The 21446-nt window shown below is 58.6% G+C and carries 21 protein-coding genes; 13 read left to right on the forward strand and 8 right to left on the reverse strand.

The genetic code is table 11. The features are described from left to right. Positions 1 to 246: 246 nt before the first annotated feature. Positions 247 to 513: a hypothetical protein gene (locus KGB07_RS21545; protein WP_223466494.1), complete on the reverse strand. Its 267-nt coding sequence runs from the start codon at positions 511 to 513 to the stop codon at positions 247 to 249. A gap of 283 nt (positions 514 to 796) precedes the next feature. Between KGB07_RS21545 and KGB07_RS21550 the strand changes: the two genes are divergently transcribed. Further along, a complete protein-coding gene (locus KGB07_RS21550) occupies positions 797 to 1507 on the forward strand; it encodes a hypothetical protein (RefSeq protein ID WP_046043882.1) in 711 nt (236 codons plus the stop codon). Beyond that, positions 1455 to 2192, forward strand: coding sequence for a Fic/DOC family protein (locus KGB07_RS21555; RefSeq protein ID WP_046043883.1), 738 nt, complete (start codon positions 1455 to 1457; stop codon positions 2190 to 2192). Before KGB07_RS21550 ends, KGB07_RS21555 begins: the two co-directional genes overlap by 53 nt. A 234-nt stretch (positions 2193 to 2426) precedes the next feature. Here the strand turns inward: KGB07_RS21555 and KGB07_RS21560 are convergent, their stop codons facing one another. Next, positions 2427 to 3986: a GGDEF domain-containing protein gene (locus tag KGB07_RS21560; protein WP_223466515.1), complete on the reverse strand. Its 1560-nt coding sequence runs from the start codon at positions 3984 to 3986 to the stop codon at positions 2427 to 2429. 300 nt (positions 3987 to 4286) lie between these two features. Further along, on the reverse strand, positions 4287 to 5171 hold the full coding sequence (locus KGB07_RS21565) for a LysR family transcriptional regulator (RefSeq protein WP_223466496.1): 885 nt from the start codon (positions 5169 to 5171) through the stop codon (positions 4287 to 4289). A gap of 147 nt (positions 5172 to 5318) precedes the next feature. On the opposite strand from KGB07_RS21565, the gene KGB07_RS21570 reads away from it, so the two are divergent. The 5 genes from KGB07_RS21570 to KGB07_RS21590 all read left to right on the forward strand — a co-directional run bounded on the left by KGB07_RS21570 (position 5319) and on the right by KGB07_RS21590 (position 9491). After that, positions 5319 to 6419, forward strand: a complete 1101-nt coding sequence (locus tag KGB07_RS21570; RefSeq protein WP_223466497.1) for an alkene reductase — start codon at positions 5319 to 5321, stop codon at positions 6417 to 6419. A gap of 141 nt (positions 6420 to 6560) precedes the next feature. Further along, positions 6561 to 7472 (forward strand): LysR family transcriptional regulator, encoded by a 912-nt coding sequence (locus tag KGB07_RS21575; protein ID WP_223466498.1) that lies wholly within the window; start codon positions 6561 to 6563, stop codon positions 7470 to 7472. A gap of 137 nt (positions 7473 to 7609) precedes the next feature. Then, complete coding sequence (locus KGB07_RS21580; RefSeq protein WP_046043888.1) at positions 7610 to 8368, forward strand: SDR family oxidoreductase; 759 nt, start codon at positions 7610 to 7612, stop codon at positions 8366 to 8368. Between the two features lie 66 nt (positions 8369 to 8434). Continuing rightward, complete coding sequence (locus KGB07_RS21585) at positions 8435 to 8836, forward strand: ester cyclase (protein WP_046043889.1); 402 nt, start codon at positions 8435 to 8437, stop codon at positions 8834 to 8836. 199 nt (positions 8837 to 9035) lie between these two features. Continuing rightward, complete coding sequence (locus KGB07_RS21590; protein WP_046043890.1) at positions 9036 to 9491, forward strand: glycine zipper 2TM domain-containing protein; 456 nt, start codon at positions 9036 to 9038, stop codon at positions 9489 to 9491. A 69-nt stretch (positions 9492 to 9560) separates the two neighbouring features. Here the strand turns inward: KGB07_RS21590 and KGB07_RS21595 are convergent, their stop codons facing one another. After that, positions 9561 to 10475 carry a pirin family protein gene (locus KGB07_RS21595; RefSeq protein ID WP_223466518.1) on the reverse strand — a complete coding sequence of 305 codons (915 nt, stop codon included), beginning with the start codon at positions 10473 to 10475 and terminating at the stop codon, positions 9561 to 9563. 122 nt (positions 10476 to 10597) lie between these two features. Here KGB07_RS21595 and KGB07_RS21600 point away from each other — a divergent pair, with 122 nt between their 5' ends. The 3 genes from KGB07_RS21600 to KGB07_RS21610 all read left to right on the forward strand — a co-directional run bounded on the left by KGB07_RS21600 (position 10598) and on the right by KGB07_RS21610 (position 13589). Then, the gene (locus KGB07_RS21600) at positions 10598 to 11509 is read left to right on the forward strand and encodes a LysR family transcriptional regulator (RefSeq protein ID WP_046043891.1); all 912 of its coding nucleotides are present in this window, start codon (positions 10598 to 10600) and stop codon (positions 11507 to 11509) included. A 91-nt stretch (positions 11510 to 11600) separates the two neighbouring features. Continuing rightward, entirely contained in the window at positions 11601 to 12416 is an 816-nt protein-coding gene (locus KGB07_RS21605) for an AraC family transcriptional regulator (RefSeq protein WP_223466501.1), read from the forward strand. 102 nt (positions 12417 to 12518) lie between these two features. Continuing rightward, positions 12519 to 13589, forward strand: a complete 1071-nt coding sequence (locus KGB07_RS21610; protein WP_223466503.1) for a threonine aldolase family protein — start codon at positions 12519 to 12521, stop codon at positions 13587 to 13589. Positions 13590 to 13667: 78 nt separating this feature from the next. Here KGB07_RS21610 and KGB07_RS21615 read toward each other — a convergent pair whose 3' ends face one another. Continuing rightward, positions 13668 to 14591 (reverse strand): NADP-dependent oxidoreductase, encoded by a 924-nt coding sequence (locus tag KGB07_RS21615; protein ID WP_223466505.1) that lies wholly within the window; start codon positions 14589 to 14591, stop codon positions 13668 to 13670. Between the two features lie 76 nt (positions 14592 to 14667). Then, positions 14668 to 15108 (reverse strand): DoxX family protein, encoded by a 441-nt coding sequence (locus KGB07_RS21620; RefSeq protein WP_046043895.1) that lies wholly within the window; start codon positions 15106 to 15108, stop codon positions 14668 to 14670. Between the two features lie 195 nt (positions 15109 to 15303). Here KGB07_RS21620 and KGB07_RS21625 point away from each other — a divergent pair, with 195 nt between their 5' ends. Further along, a complete protein-coding gene (locus KGB07_RS21625; RefSeq protein WP_223466507.1) occupies positions 15304 to 16221 on the forward strand; it encodes a LysR family transcriptional regulator in 918 nt (305 codons plus the stop codon). A gap of 34 nt (positions 16222 to 16255) precedes the next feature. Continuing rightward, positions 16256 to 16714, forward strand: a complete 459-nt coding sequence (locus KGB07_RS21630; RefSeq protein ID WP_046043921.1) for a metallophosphoesterase family protein — start codon at positions 16256 to 16258, stop codon at positions 16712 to 16714. Positions 16715 to 16734: 20 nt separating this feature from the next. On the opposite strand, the gene KGB07_RS21635 is transcribed toward KGB07_RS21630, so the two are convergent. Further along, entirely contained in the window at positions 16735 to 17193 is a 459-nt protein-coding gene (locus tag KGB07_RS21635) for a winged helix-turn-helix transcriptional regulator (protein WP_046043897.1), read from the reverse strand. Between the two features lie 135 nt (positions 17194 to 17328). Between KGB07_RS21635 and KGB07_RS21640 the strand changes: the two genes are divergently transcribed. Next, the gene (locus KGB07_RS21640) at positions 17329 to 18588 is read left to right on the forward strand and encodes an MFS transporter (RefSeq protein WP_223466509.1); all 1260 of its coding nucleotides are present in this window, start codon (positions 17329 to 17331) and stop codon (positions 18586 to 18588) included. Here the strand turns inward: KGB07_RS21640 and KGB07_RS21645 are convergent. After that, positions 18519 to 21425, reverse strand: coding sequence for an EAL domain-containing protein (locus tag KGB07_RS21645; protein ID WP_223466511.1), 2907 nt, complete (start codon positions 21423 to 21425; stop codon positions 18519 to 18521). The two genes, KGB07_RS21640 and KGB07_RS21645, sit on opposite strands and share 70 nt — an antisense overlap. Between the last annotated feature and the right edge of the window lie 21 nt (positions 21426 to 21446).

Below are 21446 nucleotides of genomic sequence, written 5' to 3' on the forward strand. Positions count from 1 at the left end.
CCCCCCCGAGCCGGACTATCGGCGTGCGAAACACCAGTAGGGGGTTGGCCTGGTTGCGTATTTGCAAGGGTTCGTCCAGGCGAACCTGAAACAATCCGGTGCTGGAGACCACCCGCAGCCGTGCGCTTACCTCGTAAGAGGTATGCCAACCACCACAATCAACGCCAAATCCAACAGGAAACCTTGGTATGCAGAGAATTGCAACTGCAAGAGAAAGAGTTTCTGTTTAATCAGGCAAAATAAGTATTACTGCAACAGTTGCAAACCATAGCGAACAGCAACTGCAACAAGACAGACGGCAGTCCGAATTGGATCAGTGTGAAAAAGCGCTGCAACACGCTGTTTTAAATCTGAACAAACGCGACCAGATTGTTTCAACAGAATCCCCGAAACAATTGCAGTTGCGTAATTGGCTAATGATTGAATTGCTACTGGAGGCCACTTTCCGCGCATCACTTCCGCCACACCCTTGCCGACCGCTTTTTGGCTTACCTGGTCGAGAAGCGCGGGCATGACCTGGGGCCAGCCACGATACGTCGCAGCCAGCGCGCTGTTTGCGCCCCTGGGAATGTCCAACCCTGGTCGATTCAGTCTGCGAGATTACTTTTCGTACCAAGCGCAGGGAGAAAGCAACGTACGAAAACTTCCCACCTTTATATCCGTTCGAATCAATCTGAACCAAATGCTACAGCTGAATCGGCCAATAACATAACATCCCGACAAAATCAAATACAACTTGAAAGCAAAGGGGCTTTATAATAAAATACATCTCAATTGCCATCCTTGGAGAAGCACCATGGAGACAAAAGAGAAAATCTTTCATAAAATTAAAAAAACACAGAAGCGCATAATTCTTCGTTGTGAATTCGACGAGTTGGGCGGTCGCACACAAGTTACAGAAGCCATAAAGAGTCTAGTAACCACCGGGTATTTAGACAGGATCGGCAAAGGCGTTTATGAGAAAAAAACTCATGCCAGCTCTAACGCATCCAATGAATACATACTGCTCCTTGTCAAGTCTGTATTCAAAGAGCTTGGTGAAGCCCTGTGCAAAGCTGAACTTGAAACGCGCAACAACGATAGAATTTGTGTTGTTTATACCAAAAACATACGTATATCGCGCAAACTAACACTTCATGGCGTACCTGTATGTTACGCCCATAGCAAACACTTGGAGAGCCCTCATCAATGCGATGAATGGAAATTGCCCATTGATGTTGATGAACTCCCAAAATCAGATGTGCGCAACTATATTGAGCGGTTTGCTGAACACTATAAAATAAAACACCAGAGAACTGGACTCGATGATTTTGCTGAAGCCGTCACGAGAATGGCTGGCGATGACATAAAACTTGACGCAACTGAGAAGCTTCTGGTTGCGCTAAAGAAAAACGATCTGATTAACGCAAAGCAACTTGCCCGACTACTGAGCAATTATTTAAAGGAAGCAAGTAATGTTCGACCCATTCGGGGACTTCGAGACCCACGGCTACCTGCGCAATATTGAGAGCATAAAAGATCTTGCAATATTAAAACGACAGGAGCATGTTTTTTTTGAATCCAATATTGAACGGGCTTTAAAGTATCTTCGCGATGTGGAAGGTCACATCCGCTATAAAGACTTCCTCAATGTCCACAAGATTCTATTCGAAGAATTCTATCCATGGGCGGGACAAGACAGACACTCACTTAAAGTGGCACGACTCGTAAGCAAAGGGGGCACCATACAATTTGAAGTTTCTGAGTCGTGCCAGCGTGCGATAGAGTGGGGATTAGAAATGGGAAATAATGCTCAAACTATTCGTGCTCGTCCGGGCCAGGTAATGGGAGCATTCGCTTGGGGGCATCCCTTTCTAGATGGTAACGGTCGAACCATGCTATTAGTTCATAGCGAACTCTGCCGTCGAGCAGGTTTCTCAATCGACTGGGTCAACTCCAACAAGGCTGATTATCTAACCGCCTTAACATTTGAACTGGACAATCCCGCAGGAAAACATCTCGATAGCTATTTGATTCCGCTCATATGCCAAACAGTGTCGCACGCTGATCTGCTCAATCAACTGCAGGAAATGCCCGGCCTGGATGGACAAGGAACCACCAGCGCTGCGGACATCTCTTACAGAGCTGATGACCAAGCAGCAATGATGGCCTATGAAGTGGCTAAGCGCTCGCGCGGGGAATATACGAATTAATCAGTCTGTACGAAGCTGGTTACTTGCGGGTCAAGGACGAGCTTTCATCAAGCTGGCCGCGAGTGACAACACATCCGTCCCTCGCCACCTGTCAAATCAGGCCAGTTGGTTGCGCCTGCTGTAGACGACGATACGAGCGGCAATTAACGAAGCTCAGCGTGGTACGTCCTGCGTGGTCAACGCCTGCCGTGCCATGAGACCAGCCGGCAAGCATTTCACCCTCTCTTCGTCAGATCAGGGCTCGTGAGTTTCAGTCATTGCAATTCCTTTGCGACCTAATTGTTTAACGCCATACATGGACTGATCCGCCGCCTTGAGCAGAGTGTCGAGACTCTGGCCGTGAACAGGAAACAGCGAAACCCCGATACTGCACGAGAGCGATCGCTTTCCAGCGGTTGTCATGACTGGCTGCGCGATAGCTTCAAACAACCTCTCCGCCTTTTTTCCGGCACTCTCAGCGCTGGTAATGTCCGTAAGCAGAATGACGAATTCATCCCCTCCATAGCGTGCGACTGTGTCACGCGAGCGAGTCGCCTGAAGCATGCGACTTGCGACCGTTCGAAGCACTTGATCGCCTACCTCATGGCCGCATTCGTCGTTGATTTCCTTGAAGTGATCCAGGTCGATCAACAACACGGCAAACGGTGTCCCGTTCACTTTCCAATTGGCGATGGCCTGCTCAAAACGATCGGCAAAGAGGTAGCGGTTGGGCAATTCTGTGAGTACGTCATGGGTTGCCAGATACGTTGCTCGCTCGTGCTCGACTTCAGCCCTTTCTATCGCCTTGAAATGCCGGATCAACACAAGTGGCATGAGGACAAGCGCCCCGGCCAGAACGGCAAGGATCACCAATGTTTCGGCGCTCAGAACATCCCCAAACCGCAGCTGACGCTCAAACAGCAACGTCATTGGTTGTGAAACGTTTCTAATCTCGACCCGATCAGTCAGGCACGGCAAGAAAAGCTGATCCAGAAAACCAGCCTGCTCTGTCTCTGTTGAAAACACGTTGTTTTCTGAACCAGCGCCGGTTTTCAGAACAGCGCTGATATGGACGAAAGGATCGACGTTCGCATCGTTCACGGCTTCCAATAGCGAGTCCGTTCTGATCAGAAGCAAAGACAACATCGTGCTGCCAAAAAAATTGGGGCGAGTGCTCTCTCTTGCATCCTCGGTCCGATTGACAGACTGCATCAGAATGTAAGCATTACCACCTTCGTACATCGAGAAAACGGGTGATACGACAGGTTTCTGATTACTGCGGGTTCGAGCCAGTGCATATGAAAGATGCCCAACGGTTTCCAGCCTGACGCCATAGATCGAACTGGATTGCGGGAGTGGCGGGTACATGAACAACACGGGCCAGGTCTCATTGAGATAGACCTGATGCTGGGCAGGTTGCTGAGCGAGGCTCGGGAAATCCTTGAGTGCAAAATCCGGACGCCAGGTGCGTTTCAACAGTTCTTCAAATGCAGCCTGTTCGGCGATGGGTACCGCCCTCGCCGCCTCGAGCATGTAAATATGAGGGTACGCGGATAAAACCGCTGCCGCATAACGAGCTGCTGCTTCCGAATCGCTCTGGTCGACTGCCTGAAGAAATGCTGAAAAACCCGACAACACCGCTTCATTGGTATCCAGCTGGTTGCGCACGATGCCGGAAATGTTCTGTACGTATTCTAAAAAACGCGTTTTCCGGCTTTCGGTCTCAGATGTCAGCAGTAACCAGGTCGAAAAACCCACCAAACCGACCGCCAAAAGAATGAATCCCACCAAGGAGCTGCGCCGCCTGGTAAACATCATTCGGGCTTCTCGACGCGCAGAGCCTGCGTGGAGACGATGGGAATGAATAAAGCCAAGGTAAGCGCTATGGTTTTCAAAAGGGGTGCAATCCATGCAGTAAAAGGGAAGTCCGAAGTCTTACGATGTCAGTATCTCACTAAACCTTGCGGTAGACGTAGGGCCCACTTGGATCGCCCCGGATTATCCCGACACCTTGCAGGCTCATTGCGTAGCGCTTTTCAAGCGCTACTACCGGTGAAAGCTGATTGTTTAAGCCATGGCGGCGTTTTGCGTTGTAGTACATGCCGGCGTAAGCGATCAGATGCGCAAGTGCGCACTCATGTAGTCAATGAACACGCGCAACTTGGGTGAGGCATAACGGCTGGCTGGCCACAGCATCCAGAAGACGACCTGGCGGTCAATGCAGTCGTCCAGCACGGTGACCAGCTGGCCGCTTTCCAGCGCTTCGCGCACCAGGAAAGTCGGCAGAAAGGCAATGCCCCTGCCCTGGATTGCGGCGTAGGCAAGAGGCTCGATCGTGTTCGACGTCATTGTGGCGGGCAGCACCAGTTCAGCCTCGGAGGCTTCGAGTCGCAGCGGCCAGCGTTCCAGCTTTCCGGTTGCGGGAAACTTGTGCTGCAGGCATGAATGGCGTTCCAGTTCACGCGGATAGGTGGGTACACCATGCCGCTTGAGATACGTCGGCGACGCCACCAGCACATGTGCGCAGGAACCGAGGCGGCGCGCAGTCAAGCGAGAATCGGTTTGCTCGCCGGTGCGAATCACCGCGTCGAACCCCTCCTCGATCACATCGACCATACGGTCGCAAAAATCGATATCCAGTTCGACTTCCGGATACTGCTCCATGAACCCGTCAAAGGCCGGCATCATCAGGTCGCCCAGTAGCGGAGTGCCCACCCGAAGCCGCCCCCGTGGACTGCCAGCCAGGCCTGACAGCTCGGACTCTGCAGCGGTGAGCTCGCTGAGGATGCGGCGGCAGCGCTCAAGGAACAGGGTTCCCTCGGCCGTCAGCGTGATGCTGCGTGTACTGCGATGAAACAGCCGCACATGCAAGCGCTCCTCCATGCGGGCGATGGTTTTGCCCACGGTCGAGGACGACACCCCCAACTGGCGGGCGGACTCGGAGAAGTTGCGCGTTTCGGCAACCTGCACGAATATCGAGATGCCATTCAGACTTTCCATCACTATTCCTGCCTGCTCCGGTAGCCCCCCGCCAACAAGGCGGGATTACGGAAAAAACATCCGAAATGTTCGGCATCACGGGACATTTTTCTCCGCGAATTTTACGCCTACATTGGCCCCATCCCACCACTGATAGGTATCGTTGTCATGTCCAAACTGCATACGAGCATCCAAATAGGTCCACACCAGATTTCCCATCGCGTCGTTCTGGCGCCACTTACCCGTATGCGTGCCGAGTCGGGCGCGATCCCTGGCCGGTTGATGGCCGAGTACTACGCCCAACGCACCACCGCCGGTGGCCTGCTGATCGGCGAGGCCACTATCGCCGCCGCCAATGGTAATGGCTACCTCGGTGCTCCCGGTCTATATGACGACAGCCAGATCGCTGGCTGGAAGCTCGTGACCGACGCCGTTCATGCCAAAGGCGGCAAAATCTTTCTGCAGCTCTATCATGCGGGGCGCCAGTCCAATAGCCTCCTGCAGCCCGGCGGCGCCCAGCCGGTGGCCCCTTCCGTCGTGGACCACGGCGGCCTCGCCTTCACCGAGACCGGCTGGACCCCCGGCAGCCCGGCACGCGAACTGACCATCGCGGAAATCCGCGGGCTGGTGGAAAGCTTCCGCGCAGCGGCCGAACGCGGTATCGCAGCCGGATTCGACGGCGTGGAGTTGCACTCGGCCAACGGCTACCTGTTCGATCAATTCCTCCAGGACGGCAGCAACAAACGTACGGACATCTACGGTGGCTCGTTCGAGAACCGCAGCCGGTTCCTGCTCGAAACAGTAGAGGCGGTGATCTCCGTCTGGGGTAGCAATCGGGTGGCGGTGCGCCTGGGCCCGAGCGGCAATTTCGGCGACATGTCCGACAGCGATCCCATTGGCCTGTTCACCTATGTCGCACGCGAGCTGAACAAGCTGGACCTCGCCTATCTGCACCTGATCGAACCGCGCATCCTGGGTGTCGCCGAAGACGAGCGCCGGGACCAGAATCCGGTGGCGTCCCAACTCATCCGCCAGCACTACAAGGGCACCCTTATCGCGGCAGGCGGTTTCTCCGGTGAATCGGCCAACGCAATCCTTGAGGCCGGCGATGCAGACCTGGTCGCGTTCGGCCGCCACTTCATCGCCAACCCTGACTTGCCAGAGCGCCTGCGCAACGGCTGGCCGCTGAACCCGTACGACCGCGAGTCGTTTTTCGGTGGCACGGAAGCGGGTTACACGGACTATCCTTTCCATACCGAAGTTGCGTGATCATTTGCACCGCTGGTAGCTGGGGTCATAGTGCCCCAGCTACCTCCCCTTCAAAAAAACACTTACCCAAACTGCCGCGTTTCACGGTCGCCTCTGCCAACGGGGTCAAGGTGCGTACCGGCTGAAGGAAGGTGCCAACACATGAAAGACCTTTTCTCCTACAGGCTTTTCACGAGGGTGGCGCGACTGGGCAGCTTTTCGGCCGCGGCACGCGAAGTGGGTCTTTCTCAATCCCAGGTCTCCAGGATTGTCGCCGAGCTCGAAGCCGATCTCGGCACCCTGCTGCTGGCGAGATCGACACGTGCCGTCGTCCCGACTGACGCAGGGGCGGATTTTCTATCGCGCATGGAACCCATCCTCGCCGCGGTGGAAGAAGCCGAGCAAAGCGTTCGCGGCGGCCAAGAGCTGCGCGGCGTTGTGCGGATCAGCATGCCGACCAGCATCGGCGTACGGGAAATCATTCCGCGTATAGCGCCGTTCGCAGCGATACACCCCAACCTGCATATCCAGGTCCTGCTCGCCGATCATTGGCAGGATCTGGTGCGCGAGAATATCGATGTTGCGATCAGGCTTGGACGACTCGTGGACTCCAGTGCAACAAGCCGCCAGATCATGACGATCTCCAGATTCATTCTCGCCTCACCGTCCTACTTGCTCACCGCCGGAGAGCCGACTACGCCTGAGGACCTGCAATCCCATCGAATCATCGCCGGTCCAGCCTCGACGGTCCCGAGTGGGTGGATGTTCAAACGCGATGGTGAGACCAGGACGATTGAGCTCGAAGCGCACTTCTCCACCGACGAAAACGAAGGCGCTGTCGCGGCGGCAACGGCCGGGTTGGGGATCACCTCGACAACGGCCTGGGCATGCTGGCGAGAGCTAGAAAGCGGTGAACTTGTCGCACTGCTCACCGATTGGGAAACCGAGTCCGTACCTGTGCATGCCTACTTCCCCCACGGCTCGCGAACCCGAAGAGCCGGCCGCGCCCTGATTGAACATCTTGTCGCCAGCCTGCTTGACGATGCCAGCGGTGCTTATGCATCCGACGCATAGAAGATAGCCAGTCACAGCGTCTACTCCGATCCTGCCGAAGCTGCCAATTTAGCGCCATACCCCGCGACGCAGCGGTCGGGCTGATCGACCTGGCAGCGTGGCGGACGCCCTGACTTTTTCGTTCAAGGAAATCCCTCATGCGCATGACTGGCAACACGATCTTCATCACTGGCGGCGGCTCCGGCATTGGCCAGGGCCTGGCCGAAGCCTTCCACAAGCTTGGCAATAAAGTGATCATCTCCGGACGCCGCAAGGAACGACTGCAGCAGACGCTCGACGCCAACCCCGGCATGGCCGCCATCGAACTCGACATCAACGACACGGCCAGCATCCAGGCAGCAGCGCAGCACCTCATCGCCCATTACCCTGAGCTCAATGTGCTGATCAACAATGCCGGCATCATGTTGCTCGATCATGCAGAAGGTCCGGTGGACGATGAGCTTGCTCTCTCGACCGTCACCACAAACCTGCTGGGTCCGATCCGCATGACCTCGGCGCTGGTCGAGCATCTGAAGGCCAAGCCGGATGCGATCATCGTCAACGTTTCCTCAGTACTCGGCTTCGTACCCATGGCCGTGACGGCGGTCTATTCGGCAACCAAGGCCGCGCTGCACTCCTACACCTTGTCGCAGCGCTATCTGCTGCGCGAACACGGCGTCCAACTGGTCGAGATCGCACCGCCGTGGGTACGCACCGAATTGCTCGACAGCAGCGAGGAGGAACGCGCCATTCCCCTCGACCAGTTCATCACAGAAGCGATGAAACAGTTCGAAAGCGGTGCCGACGAAATTCTCGTCACTCCGGCCGAAGCCATGCGCGCCAATCCTGGCCCGAACGAGCATGCCTGGGTGAATGCGTTCAACGACATGATTGCAAATGGACCGGCTTTCGGCTGAGACCACAAGGCGATATTGGGCGGCCCTACAGCCGCCGACCTTTTACATTGCAAGCAGGATCAGACTATGACTTCACGTACACCCGCCGAGAACAAGGCCATCGTCCTCGAAGGCTTCGCAACCCTGTTCAATCTCAAGGATCTGGCTGCGGCCCAACGCTTCTGGTCACCCTCCTACATCCAGCACAGTGCCCATGTGCCCCCTGGTCGCGAGGGTCTGTTCGAACTGGTCGCCGCAGGAGCACCCGATTTGCGTTACGAGTGCCAACTGGCAGTCGCTGAAGGAGACTTCGTCATGTTGCACGGTCGCTTCACTGGCCTCGGCCAGCCGGCGAACTGGGTCGTGGTCGATATCCTGCGCCTGGAGGACGGCGTGATGGTCGAACATTGGGATGTGATTCAGGACGAGGCGACACGCGAAGGTTCCGCCGGCGGGTACCCTATGTTTGGGGACCGGTTCCCAGGCTAATCGCTCAGTCCGGACCTGTTTGATATCCGCAAAACACTGTGTCAGCAGCGCCTGAACCTTGGCCATCCCCCGCCTGGCGTTCTGATTCACCAACCTTACGCGCAGTGCGCAGGCAAACAAGCGCATGAACCGGACTTTTTCGTCTAACGTCATTGGATGCGTGTGCATGACCCACTTCCTCTGAAAATGGAGTTCGACGATGAAAACAATCGCTTCCTGGCTGACGATTACGCTTTTTGGTCTGGTGCTTGGCGGCTGTGCCGCGGTGGGTGCCGGGAGCGGAGGCGCTGGCGAAATGGAAATTCGCTCGGGGAAAATCGAGCAGATCACACAGACCCAGATGCAGACCAATCACGATAGCGGCGTCGGTGCCATAATGGGGGGTATTGGCGGTCTGGCCCTGGGTAGCCTGATCGGTCAGGGGACCGGCCGGGATGTGGCGATGGTCGCCGGTGCCCTCGCGGGGGCGGCAGGCGGCAACTACGTTGAAAAGAAAAAGTATGATCAGCCCGTGGACGCACAGCAGATCATCGTTCGCACCCACAGCGGCGTACTGGTTCAGGTGACCCAGCCGATCAACCCGTCGCTGAGAAAAGGCATGAACGTTTATGTCGAGGGTAGCGGAAACGAAGCGCGGGTGGTGCCACAAAGCTAGGGGCTGTGACTGCGAAATGGCAAAGGCGCGCCATCCTGACTCGGAGGGCGCGCCGCCATGGTTCACGGGTTATTTGAAAACCGGCACGCCGGCTGACCGGCTGGGCTTTTTCAGGTACTCACGCAAGCGAACGCCAATCTCGGCAATTTTCGCCTCTCCCTCACGCAGCGCCTGCGGGTTGGTGTGCACCGAGTAGTTTCCCAGCGCCAGATCGTAGGGATGAGGTTCTGCTGAACCGATCACGAAGACGGTGTCTTTGTTCAGCGCTTTGAGCGTCACTGCGCCGCTGCCGGGTTCGAAGATGGCCATCTCTGCTGCGTTGACCAAGCCTGGTGCAGACAAAGCGCCGCGGCTGACACTCAACCACAACGACTCGTGCCCATTGGGTGGCACATAAGTCCAGGACTCGTCGGCTCGTAGCGTGACCAACAGGTAGTTCATGCCCGCGGGAGCACGGACCGGGCTCTGGACACCCTGGTACGTGCCGAGAATCACCCGCGCCGGCCCCACTTCAGGCATCACGCTTGACTCCAGATATTGGCTATCGACACTGGCGTTTTCCAAGGCCGGTGGTAGTGCAACCCACAGTTGGAAACCCTGAATCCGCTTCGATGTACCGACCGACATTTCCTTGCCGTGCCAGACTCCGCCTCCGGCCCGCATCCATTCGACACCGCCGTAGTCAATCATCCCCTTTCCCGAATCAGCATCCTCGAAGCGCAAATTGCCTTCGGTAATCACCGTGACGGTGGCGATGCCCGAGTGCGGGTGCATGGGCATGCCGTTGATGAATGAGCTCTCACCTTCGAACAGATCAAGGAACACAAAGGGCTTGATCAGGTGGCCGAGATCGCCAGGACTCATCAACCGGACAATAGCGCCGTGCCCGCTGCCTGTGGTGCGATAGCTGATAGCGCGCTGAGTTTCGGCTTCGCGTGCAGAGCGCGGATCAGTCGCGATATCAGGTTGTTGCTGAACGTTCATCATGATCACTCGAAGTGGAAAGCCTCTCGGCCCAATGCCTGGAACAATAGAGCGAGGCTGATTACTTGATTAGTCGATACAATTGGATTGCACTCGTCCATCAGCGCAAGGAATGACCGGCCATGCTCGACCTCAATGACATCGCGATGTTTGTGCAGGTAGTCCGCTGCGGCAGCTTTGCCGAGGCGGCTCGGCGCCTGGGCATGCCGCCCAATACCGTGAGTCGCCGCATCCAGCAGCTCGAAGCGCACCTCGACACGCGGCTGCTGCAACGCTCCACCCGCAAGCTCACACTCACCGGTGCAGGCGAGGACTTCCATGAGCGTTGTGCAGGCGCCGTCGACGGCTTGCTCGAAGCCGGACAGGAGTTGATAACGGGTAGTAACGAGCCCAGTGGCCTGGTGCGCGTGGCGGCACCGGCCGACTTCTTCGACTTCTTCCAGATGGACTGGGTGACCGGGTTTCTCGCCGCGCATCCACGCGTGCGGCTCGACTTCGTACTCAGCGATGCGAAGGCCGACTTGATCGCAGAGCAGATCGATGTCGCGTTTCGCGGCGGCGCTTTGCACGATTCCGGTTTTGTCGGCCGTCAGATCCTTGATCCGCGCAGCGTCGGAATGGTCGCAAGCCCCGCCTACATTGCCGCGCACGGCTCACCCCGCACGTTGCAGGACCTGGTAGACCACGATTGTGTGATCTCCGCGCAACCCGGTGGCCACGCCACATGGCGCCTGGTCGGCCCGCAGGGTGAGGAGGAAGTGCAAGTCAGCGGGCGCTTCAGTGGCAATACCGCACAGGCACTGCGCAGGGCCGCCGTGGCCGGTCTCGGCATCGCGCTACTGCCACCGGTGATGGCCAGGCTCGATGTTCAGGCCGGTGTGCTCGTCCCGGTGTTGGCGCAATACCAACCCAAAGGCTATGGCCTGAACGTGCTGTACCCAAGTCGACGACAGTTGCCGCTTGCGGTATCGGCTTTCATCGACCTGGTGATCGAGAAGTTGAACGCGTCGGACGCACCAGAGGTGCACCCGTAGCGAGCGGCAGTCGATGCCCATGGCATCTATACCTCTTACGCACTTAAACTTTGAGTCTCACGCCCTCCTCGCCGATTGTTGAACGGGTCCCATGACTGAGCATGCCAAGTACCATCACGTGTCCGAAGTACCAGGCTTGGTGCTGGGGTCCGCACGCTTTGTAGACACCGGTTTCGATCGCCATTACCACCTCGACTTCCACGTTGGTTTTGTCACCGAAGGCATCCAGCGTCATCGAACCAAAGGCGAGTCGTTTCTTTTAGGTCCGGGAAGGATTGCCCTGATGCCGCCGGGTGAAATCCACGATGGCGTGCCCGAGGGCGGCGACGCTTATACGCTCAAGACATTCCGTCTGTCCCAGGCGCTGGTCGCGAGCCTGACTGAGGAAATCAGCGGTCAACCGAAAGAGCTTGAATTGGCCGGTGTGTTGCTCGAAGACCCGGGGCTTGAAGGCAACCTGCGCGGGTTGCACGAAGCGATGCAGCAGGCCGTCGGACCCGGCAGCCTCGCGGTGCAGACGCAATGGTTCACCCTCCTTGAACAGCTGATGAGCCAGTCACGGGCGATCAAGCCCGAAACGATTACCGGCACGCTATCGCCCCTGCAATGGTCTCGCGTCAGGGACTATTGTTTCAGCCACATCGATGAGCGAATCACTCTCGATGATCTCGCTAGCCTGTGCCGATTGGGCCGTTTCCCGTTTCTCAAGCAGTTCAAGCGGACCATCGGCATGACGCCCCACGCGTGGCTGCTTCGTCTGCGTCTCGAACGGGCCTGTGGCCTGCTCTCTCGCAGCGCGCTACCCATCGTCGAGGTCGCCCACGCCGTCGGCTTTTACGATCAAAGCCATTTCAATCGCGCCTTTCGGCAGGCATTCGGCGTCGCGCCATCGCGCTACAGGACTTAGGCCGTCAGCCGTCAATTTTTTACAAGCGCAACCACCCTCCCTCTCCATAGGATGCGCCAATCCGGGCGAAACACCTTCGCCTGCGCAGCCGAGAACTGGATGATGAACGGTGAAGCAAACAGACCGCCCGCGCTGGGTTTTTCAAGTGACAACATCGCCGGTGCATCACCGGAGGTGGCACAAGCCTTGGTCAAACACAGCACGGGCCAGGCAAGTCCCTATGGCACCGACGAGTTGACGGCGCAGGTCCAGCGCAAGTTCTGCGAGATCTTCGAGCGTGACGTGGAGGTCTTTCTCGTACCCACCGGCACCGCCGCCAACGCCCTGTGCCTGAGCGCGATGACGCCACCCTGGGGCAACATCTACTGCCATCCGGCCAGTCATATCAACAACGATGAATGCGGTGCGCCGGAGTTCTTTTCCAACGGCGCGAAGCTGATGACCGTCGACGGCCCGGCGGCCAAGCTGGACATCGTCCGACTGCGCGAGCGGACTCGCGACAAAGTCGGCGACGTACACACGACCCAGCCCGCCTGCGTCAGCATCACCCAGGCCACTGAAGTCGGCAGCATCTACACCCTGGATGAAATCGCAGCCATTGGTGACGTCTGCAAGTCCTCTTCCCTTGGACTGCATATGGACGGGTCGCGCTTTGCCAACGCCCTGGTGTCGCTTGGCTGCTCGCCGGCCGAGATGACGTGGAAGGCCGGCGTGGACGCCCTGTCGTTCGGTGCCACCAAGAACGGCGTGCTGGCGGCGGAAGCCATCGTCCTGTTCAACAGCTCCCTCGCCACCGAGATGAGCTTCCGCCGCAAGCGCGCAGGCCATCTTTCTTCCAAAATGCGTTTTCTGTCGGCGCAGATCGATGCGTACCTGACCGACGATCTCTGGCTGCGCAATGCACGCAAGGCCAACGCTGCCGCCCAGCGCCTGGCCCAGGGACTTACTGGCCTGAGCGGCGTTGAGGTCCTCGGCGGTACCGAGGCGAACATCCTGTTCTGTCGACTGGACCCGGCAATGATCGATGCGCTGCTAAAGGCCGGCTTCGGGTTCTATCACGATCGTTGGGGACCGAACGTCGTTCGCTTTGTCACCTCGTTCGCCACCACTGCCGAGGATGTCGATCACCTGTTGAACCAGGTGAGGCGAGTTGTAGATCGGGAACGCGAGTAACGCTTACCACCCAACACAGGGACTGATGGGCGTCTCCAGTCTCGACGCCCAACTCCAGGAACAACCACTGGCAACCACTTACTTTGTTGTATCGAGGACAAGCCGGCCCCGCAAGTGACGGCCCATGCTTTTTTCGATCGCCACTTTTGCTTCGCTCAGGGGGTATGTCTCTACGTCGACGGTGAGGTGTCCCTTGTCGAACAGCTCGGCGATGATCGAGAGCTGCCGGCCATCAGAGCGGGTAGCAAAGTTCGCTGGGGTCACGCCGTAGTCGTTGGCCAGCGACATATTTGGGGCGCTCACCGGCGATACCAGCACACCGTGCTTTTTCAATACCGCAAACGAACGGGATTGGGTTTCGCCACCCACCAGATCCAGTACCACATCGAGACCGGATACCAGCTCCTCGAAGGCCTGAGTCCTGTAGTCGATGGTGTAGTCCGCACCGATCTCCTTCAGGTAGGCATGATGGTGTGCCGAGGCCGTTGCGTAGACTTCAGCGCCCAGGTACTTGGCAATCTGCACGGCCATGCTGCCCACGCCACCGGCTGCGGCATGGATCAACACTTTCTGTCGACGTTGCACGCCGGCGTGTTCGGTCAGTGCCTGCCAGGCCGTCAATGCCGATGCCGGAACCGCGCCAGCCTGCAAGGCACTGATCGATTTTGGCTTGAGCGCCAGTTTGGAAACCTGGGCAACCGCTTTGGTTGCATAGCCACCGACGATATTGATGAAGCCGAACACTTCATCGCCGATGTTGAACCCGGTGACGCCCTCCCCCAGCGCGACGACGATGCCGGCCACTTCAACGCCCGGTGTAAAAGGCAGCGGCAAAGGAATGAACGCCTTCATGGCACCGGACAGGATCTTCCAGTCAATCGGGTTGACCCCCGCTGCGGCGACATCGATCAGCACTTCACCAACACCGGGGACAGGGTCGGCAATGTCTTCCAGGCGTAAAACTTCAGGACTGCCGTATTCGTACACGCGTAGGGCTTTCATGGAGGTCTCGACTATTGAAAAAAGAGGGAAAAAACATTGCGCTGCGAGGGCGCGGGCCCTGCGCAGCGCGGGGGGATCAACGACGGCGGGCGTCGAGGCTGAAGCGACCGGCACCGAAGGCCACAACCTGCAACAGGCCACCGGCCATCGCGATGTTCTTGAAGAAGTGGATGAACTGGTTCTGATCGCCCAGTGCGTTATGGAACGCCAGCGCGGTGAACACGCTGAACACGGCCAGTACGGCGGCGACGGTGCGGGTGCGGTAACCGGCGATCAATGCCAGGCCGCCGCCGATCTCTACAATGATTGCCACCGCCAGTGCCAATTGAGGAAGCGCAAGCCCGACAGAGCTGATGTAGCCGACCATCATTGCCGGAGCGGCCAGTTTCGAAAAACCGGAAAGGATGAAGATGGCGCTGAGCAGTACGCGGCCGATCAACGAAGCCGAGGCTTGGGTGACGTCGGAACGGCTCTGGTCAGAGGTGGTTGTTTGAGCGATGTTTGCAGAAGTCGTCATGGGGCAATTCCTTCAGTTGGGTGCGATTCGACTTGAACCGTCCGGGTGAAGAAATGTTGCGCCTCGTCATCTAACCTGAATAGCTGACTAATTTAGATCATTAGATTCGATAAACTAGAAAAGCAAACCCACATCACCGGCAAAGGAGTTCAATCGTGCAATTTGCCCAGCGACGCCTGATTCAAGGAAACAGGCATGATCTCTGACCCGGGAACACCGACACTGGACCAACTGCGAGTGTTCCTGACGGTCGTGGAAGTCGGCAGCTTCGCGGCGGCCGCCCGAAAATTGCACCGCGCCACTTCGGTCGTCAGCTACTCGATCGCCAACCTGGAAATGCAGCTCGGCGTGTCGCTATTCGACCGCCAGACAACCCGTAAACCCCAGCTCACTGATGCCGGTCGCACCGTACTGGCCGAAGCCAGGACCATTGCCAACGGTGTTCATGGTTTACGCGCCAAAGTGAAGGGCCTGCTCCAGGGGCTTGAAGCCGAAGTGCACGTGGTGCTCGATGTCATGCTGCCCCCCGAGCGCGTGGTGGATGCACTCAAATCCTTTCGCGAAGAATTCCCGACCGTTGCCCTGCACTTGCACATGGAAGCCCTCGGCGCCGTCACTGAACGGGTGGTCAACCGTGGCGCGATCATCGGCGTCAGCGGCCCCATGAACGAGGGCATCGACGGTATCGAGAGAATGGGGGTCGGCAGTGTCGAGTTGATTCCCGTGGCGGCCCCGAATCATCCACTGGCTTCGAGCGAACCGAATGCTCCGGGCGCCGGCCGAGAGCACACGCAACTGGTGCTGTCCGACCGTTCGGTCCTGACCAAGGACAAGGATTTCGCCGTGCTCAGCAACCGCACCTGGCGCCTGGCGGACCTGGGCGCCAAGCACATGCTGTTGCGTGAGGGCATCGGCTGGGGGAACATGCCCGCCCCCATGGTCCGGGAAGACCTGGAAAGCGGTCGACTCGTGCAACTGAACATACCGGAATACAAAAGCGGGATTTACCCCTTCGACGTCATTTACCGCACGGATTTGCCGCCGGGGCCGGCTGCGAGGTGGTTGATCGACCGCTTCGTTCAGCAAGGATCCGCGCAGGAGACATCCCCTTGAACCTGGAACCACAATGCCGCTCGAACTGCCCGCCATGAAAATCGGCGTCATCTCCGACACCCACGGCTTGCTCCGCCCCGAAGCCATAGCCGCCCTGCAAGGCTGTGATCGCATCCTTCACGCGGGCGACATCGGCAGCGCGGCGATCCTCGAGCAATTGGCCGCAATCGCGCCGGTGGATGCGGTGCGTGGCAACAATGACCTGGACGCACCCTGGGCCCGGGAGTTGCCCGATTGTCTGCACCTGGAGCTCAATGGCTGGACGGTTCTGCTGGTGCATGACATCGCCGATGTAGCGGCCGATCTTGATGACGGTATCAAGCTGGTGATCACCGGTCATTCGCACAAACCGCGCATCGACTGGCGTGGTGAACGGCTGTTCCTGAATCCAGGCAGCGCCGGGCGCCGACGTTTCAAATTGCCTGTCACCCTGGCGTTGCTGGAAGTGGTTGGGCAATCAATCGAGCCGCGGCTGGTGTCGCTGCTCGACTGACTCGCTTTCCACCGATCGATTCACGACTCGTCGGCAACCACCCTCACTCGGTGGCAGTCGGACGGTCCAAGTTTTTGTCCGTTCAAGGAGCGAACTTCAATCGGCATCAGGGACTGGCCGTACTGATTGTCCAGCAACACCGAACGGGTCTCTTCCCGCGTGAACAGGAACCGTTCGCCCCACTGCCTCATACTGACCACCACTGGAAAGATCTCCCGTCCTTTTTCCGTCAGGACGTATTCCTTGTAGGCACTGCCATCCGACGCAGGCTGAACGTCGAATACACCGACTTCAACCAACGTCTTCAGGCGCGAAGCCAGAATGTTCTTGGCCACCCCCAGGCTTTTCTGAAATTCGCTGAATCGGCGAATGTCGTCGAACGCGTCGCGAATGATCATCAGCGACCATCGATCCCCAATGGCTTCCAGTGTCCGTGCTACCGGGCATTCGCTGCCTTGCGATGAAGGGTCTGCGACCATGGTGTTTACCTTTTGGATAAGGACAGCCAGGTCTGTCGCCTGGCCTTGAGTAACGTGGTTGCAATTTGAAACCTGATTCGATGACAATCGAATCAAGTTGCTAATTGAAACCAGTTTAGCGCCACGGAGGCTCACATGAAAGCAGATACCGATTCAGCCACCCATCCTTTCGCCGCGCAGGCTTCGGGGCTATCTGCGCAGCTCACGTTTCTGTTTTCTGTCACCTGCGCGCTTGCCGTCGCCAACGTCTACTTCGCGCAACCCTTGCTCGACTCGATGGCCCGAAGCCTGGATGTTGCCCCATCGATGATCGGGTTTGTGGTGACGGCGACTCAAGTCGGTTACGCGTTGGGCTTGCTGTTCATCGTCCCGCTGGGCGACTTGTTGAACCGTAAAGGGCTGATCCTGACGCAAATGCTGCTGTCTGCGATTGCGCTGGCGGGCGTCGGCGCCGCACAGCAATGGCTGACCCTGTTGGGGGCCATGATCGCCGTGGGTTTGCTGGCAGTGATGGTTCAAGTACTGGTGGCCTGCACCGCCGCGCTGGCAACGCCGGCACAACGTGGCCAGGCCGTGGGGACCGTCACCAGCGGCATTGTCCTTGGCATTCTTCTGGCGCGGTTCAGCTCCGGACTGATTGCCGATCTGGCGGGCTGGCGCGCCGTGTATTTCGTTTCCTCGGGACTGATGCTGACCCTCGCGGCGGTGTTCTGGAAAGTGTTGCCTCCCGCAGTGACGCCACGCAGTCGATACACCTACCCGGCACTCATCCGTTCGCTCTTTACGCTGTTCATGACCGAACCGGTGTTGCGAACCAGGGGCCTGTTGGCCTTGCTGATCTTTGCCGCTTTTTCCGTGCTTTGGACATCCATGGTGCTGCCGTTGAGCATCCCACCGCTGTCGCTTTCACACACGGCCATCGGCTTGTTCGGCCTGGCGGGCGTCGCCGGCGCCCTTGCAGCCAGGCGATCCGGTCGCTGGGCCGACCAGGGCCTGGGGCAACGGGTCACCGGCATTTCGCTGGCGATTCTGACGCTGTCCTGGCTGCCCATCGCCTTTGCACAGTCGTCACTGATCGCACTGGTTTGTGGGGTGATTCTGCTCGACTTCGCGGTGCAAGCCGTACACGTCACCAACCAGAGCCTGATTTTCGCGGCACGGCCCGACGCGCAAAGTCGCATGGTCGGCGCCTACATGTGCTTTTACTCGGTGGGCAGCGCACTGGGTGCCGCCGCCGCGACCCAGGTGTATGCGCTATGGGGCTGGACTGCCGTCAGCGTGCTGGGCGCCTCGATCAGCGCAATTGCCCTGGTGCTGTGGTTTTGTCAGCAACCCTGGCGACCGAGCAGTGGACTGGCCAAGAGCGCCTTCAAGCTCATCGGCTTGGCAAAGTGATAACCCTGGGCCTGCCCTGCCCCCATTTCACGCAGCAACTCCAGCGTCGCTTGATCCTCGACGCCTTCGGCCACCACACTCAGGTCCAGCGATTCGGCCATCCGCACAATCGCCCGGACGATCGCGCGACTGCGGGGGCTGGTGGTCAGTTCGAAGATGAACGACTTGTCGATTTTCAAGCCGCTGAAGCGGTATTGATGCACATAGCTCAGGGATGAGAACCCTGCGCCGAAGTCATCGAGCACCACTGACATGCCGTTGTCGGCCAGTTGTTGCATGGTCTGCCGGGCAATCGCCGGTTCAGCGACCAGCGCCCCTTCGGTCAACTCCAGGCAGATTCGCGACGGCGAGACCTGGTGCTGAGCCAACAGTGCCAGCACCTCACCGGCGAATTCGGGGCGCGTCATGCTGTAGCTGGAGCAATTGACGTGCACCGGTGGCCAGTCGGCGTGTTCGGGCTGTGCGAGGATCGCGGCAATGCTGGCGAGCATGTACAGGTCCAGTCGACCGATCAGGCGCAACCCCTCGACATCCGGCAGGAATTCGCCCGGTGCAATCACCCGGCCGCCCGGCTGATGCCAGCGGATCAGCGCTTCAAGAGCCAACAGTTCGCCGGTGTCGACGCTGACGATCGGCTGGAAATACGGCAGCAGTTCGTCGGTGCGTTTGAGTGCGTTGCGCAAGGCGCCTTCACGCTCGACCTGGTCCGAGACTTCACGGCGTACTTCCTGGTTGAACACCGCGTAGCTGTCGCGCCCGGCACTCTTGACCCGGTACATCGCCGCATCGGCATCGCGCAGCAAGTCGGCGGGCTCGTGATGGAACTGATTGTCGGCGCTGACGATGCCGATACTGCAGGACGAAAAAACTTCATGGCCATTGATGAAGAACGGCAGGTCGAACGCCACCAGGATCCGTTCGGCGATTTCAATCACCACCTCCAGCGACGCCTCGGGAGCCATCACTGAAAACTCATCGCCACCCAAACGAGCCAGCATGTCGGTGTCGCGCAGGCAACCGCGCAAACGGTGGGCGGCCTGCATCAACAGCAGGTCGCCAAAATGGTGGCCGAGGCTGTCGTTGACCATCTTGAAGCGGTCGAGGTCGATGAACATCACCGCCAGGTGCCCGCCTTCGCGGCCGAACCGCGACCAGGCCAGATTGAGGCGCTGCTGCAGGTAGGTGCGATTGGGTAGACCGGTCAGCGCATCGTGGGAGTTTTCGTGCTGCAACTTGGCATTGGCGTGATCGAGTTCGCGGGTGCGGCTCTGTACCCGGGCTTCGAGCTGGAGGTTGGCGGCATGAATCGCTTCGGCGGCCGTGCGTCGCGACAACGCTGTGTCGATGTGCCGCGACACGAAGGTCAGCAATTCCTGGTCGCGCAGGGTATAGCGCACCTGCGAGGTATAGCTTTGCACCGCCAGCACACCACGCACCACGTCGCCTTCGAACAAGGGGATGCCCAGCCAGGAGAAGGAGCGCACGGACTCATGGGCAATTTCGATTTCACCTTGCGCGGACAATCGCTCAGCCTCGCCGACGTCAATCAGGCAAGGGCGGCGCTGACGGATGACATACTCGGTCAAGCCCCGGCGCCCTCGACGCGCCGCCGGGCAGGTGGTCTGCCGTTCATCCACGTAATAGGGAAACGTCACTTCGCCGGTCGAGTCGTCAAACAGCGCAATGTAGAAGTTCTGCGCGAACAGCAGATCACCGACGATGCCATGCAGGGTCCGGAACAACTCGGCCATGTCACCCGGCTGGCTCGACAGTTCTGCAATCTGGAACAGCGCGCCTTGCAGATGTTCGGCACGCTCCCGGTCCGTGACTTCCTGGCGCAATGCGTCGTTGACTGCCGAAAGCTCCAGGGTGCGGCGCAACACCGTTTCTTCCAGGTCCTCCCGGTGCAGAATCCGGTCCAGCGCCATGGCCACGTGGCGGGCGACCACCAGGAACAGCGCGCGGTCTTCAGCGCTGTAGATGCGAGAAACGTCGTAGACCTGCATCGCCAGCATGCCAAACACCTCGTCCGAGGCGTTTTTCAACGGTGCGCCCATCCAGAACTCGGGCCGATCACCCACACAGTGGAAACGGTTCTCGGCCTGGGCCGCGAGAATCCCGGCGGCATCGATCAGCAACGGCTGGCCGCTGGTCAACACCTGGCCGGTCAGCGACAGGCGCTTAGGGTCAAGGTATTCGTAGTTTTCGGATTCCAGGGCATCAACGTCGATGATGTCGACGTAATACGGGTAGTCGATCTTGCCAGTGTGCGGGTTATACAACGCGAGATAGAAGTTCTCGGCATCGATCAGGCTGGCCAGCAGCCGGTGAGCCCCCACCAGGAACTCAGACCGGTCACGGGTCGAACTGGCCAGGTAGGTAATTTCATACAGTACACGCTGAGTGATCTGCGCACGGGCCAGGGTATTGGTCTGCAGTTCAATGCCCAGGCGCTGGGCAAGTTCAGCAAGCGCCGGCTCTGCGGCATCGGCGACGGGCGCGAGCAGCCAACCCAGCACACTTTCACCCCTGCCGGTGGGCCAGCGGTGCAGGTTCGAGGCCAGGCAAAAGGCTTCAAACTCGTCATTCGCAACGCTGGAAGGCCAATGTCCCCGTGGGTCACCCTGGCCAACCCGATGCATCTGTTCACCGGCGCGGTAAAACACCCACGCGGTGGTATGGGCCCAGTTGCGCGCCGAGTCCAGCAGTTGTTCGATCCTGTCGTCGTTGCCGGCGCGAGCCATGCCGACAGTATCCGGGTTCCCTGGGGGGTGAAATGCGGCAACGGCGTCATTGCTCGATTGCCGCGGGGAGCCGGTCAGTGTACGAAAACTCATCAGCGCTCCCTGAGCCAAAAC

It is taken from the genome of Pseudomonas sp. GL-RE-26 (assembly GCF_019956275.1).
GTDB lineage: Bacteria > Pseudomonadota > Gammaproteobacteria > Pseudomonadales > Pseudomonadaceae > Aquipseudomonas > Aquipseudomonas grandcourensis.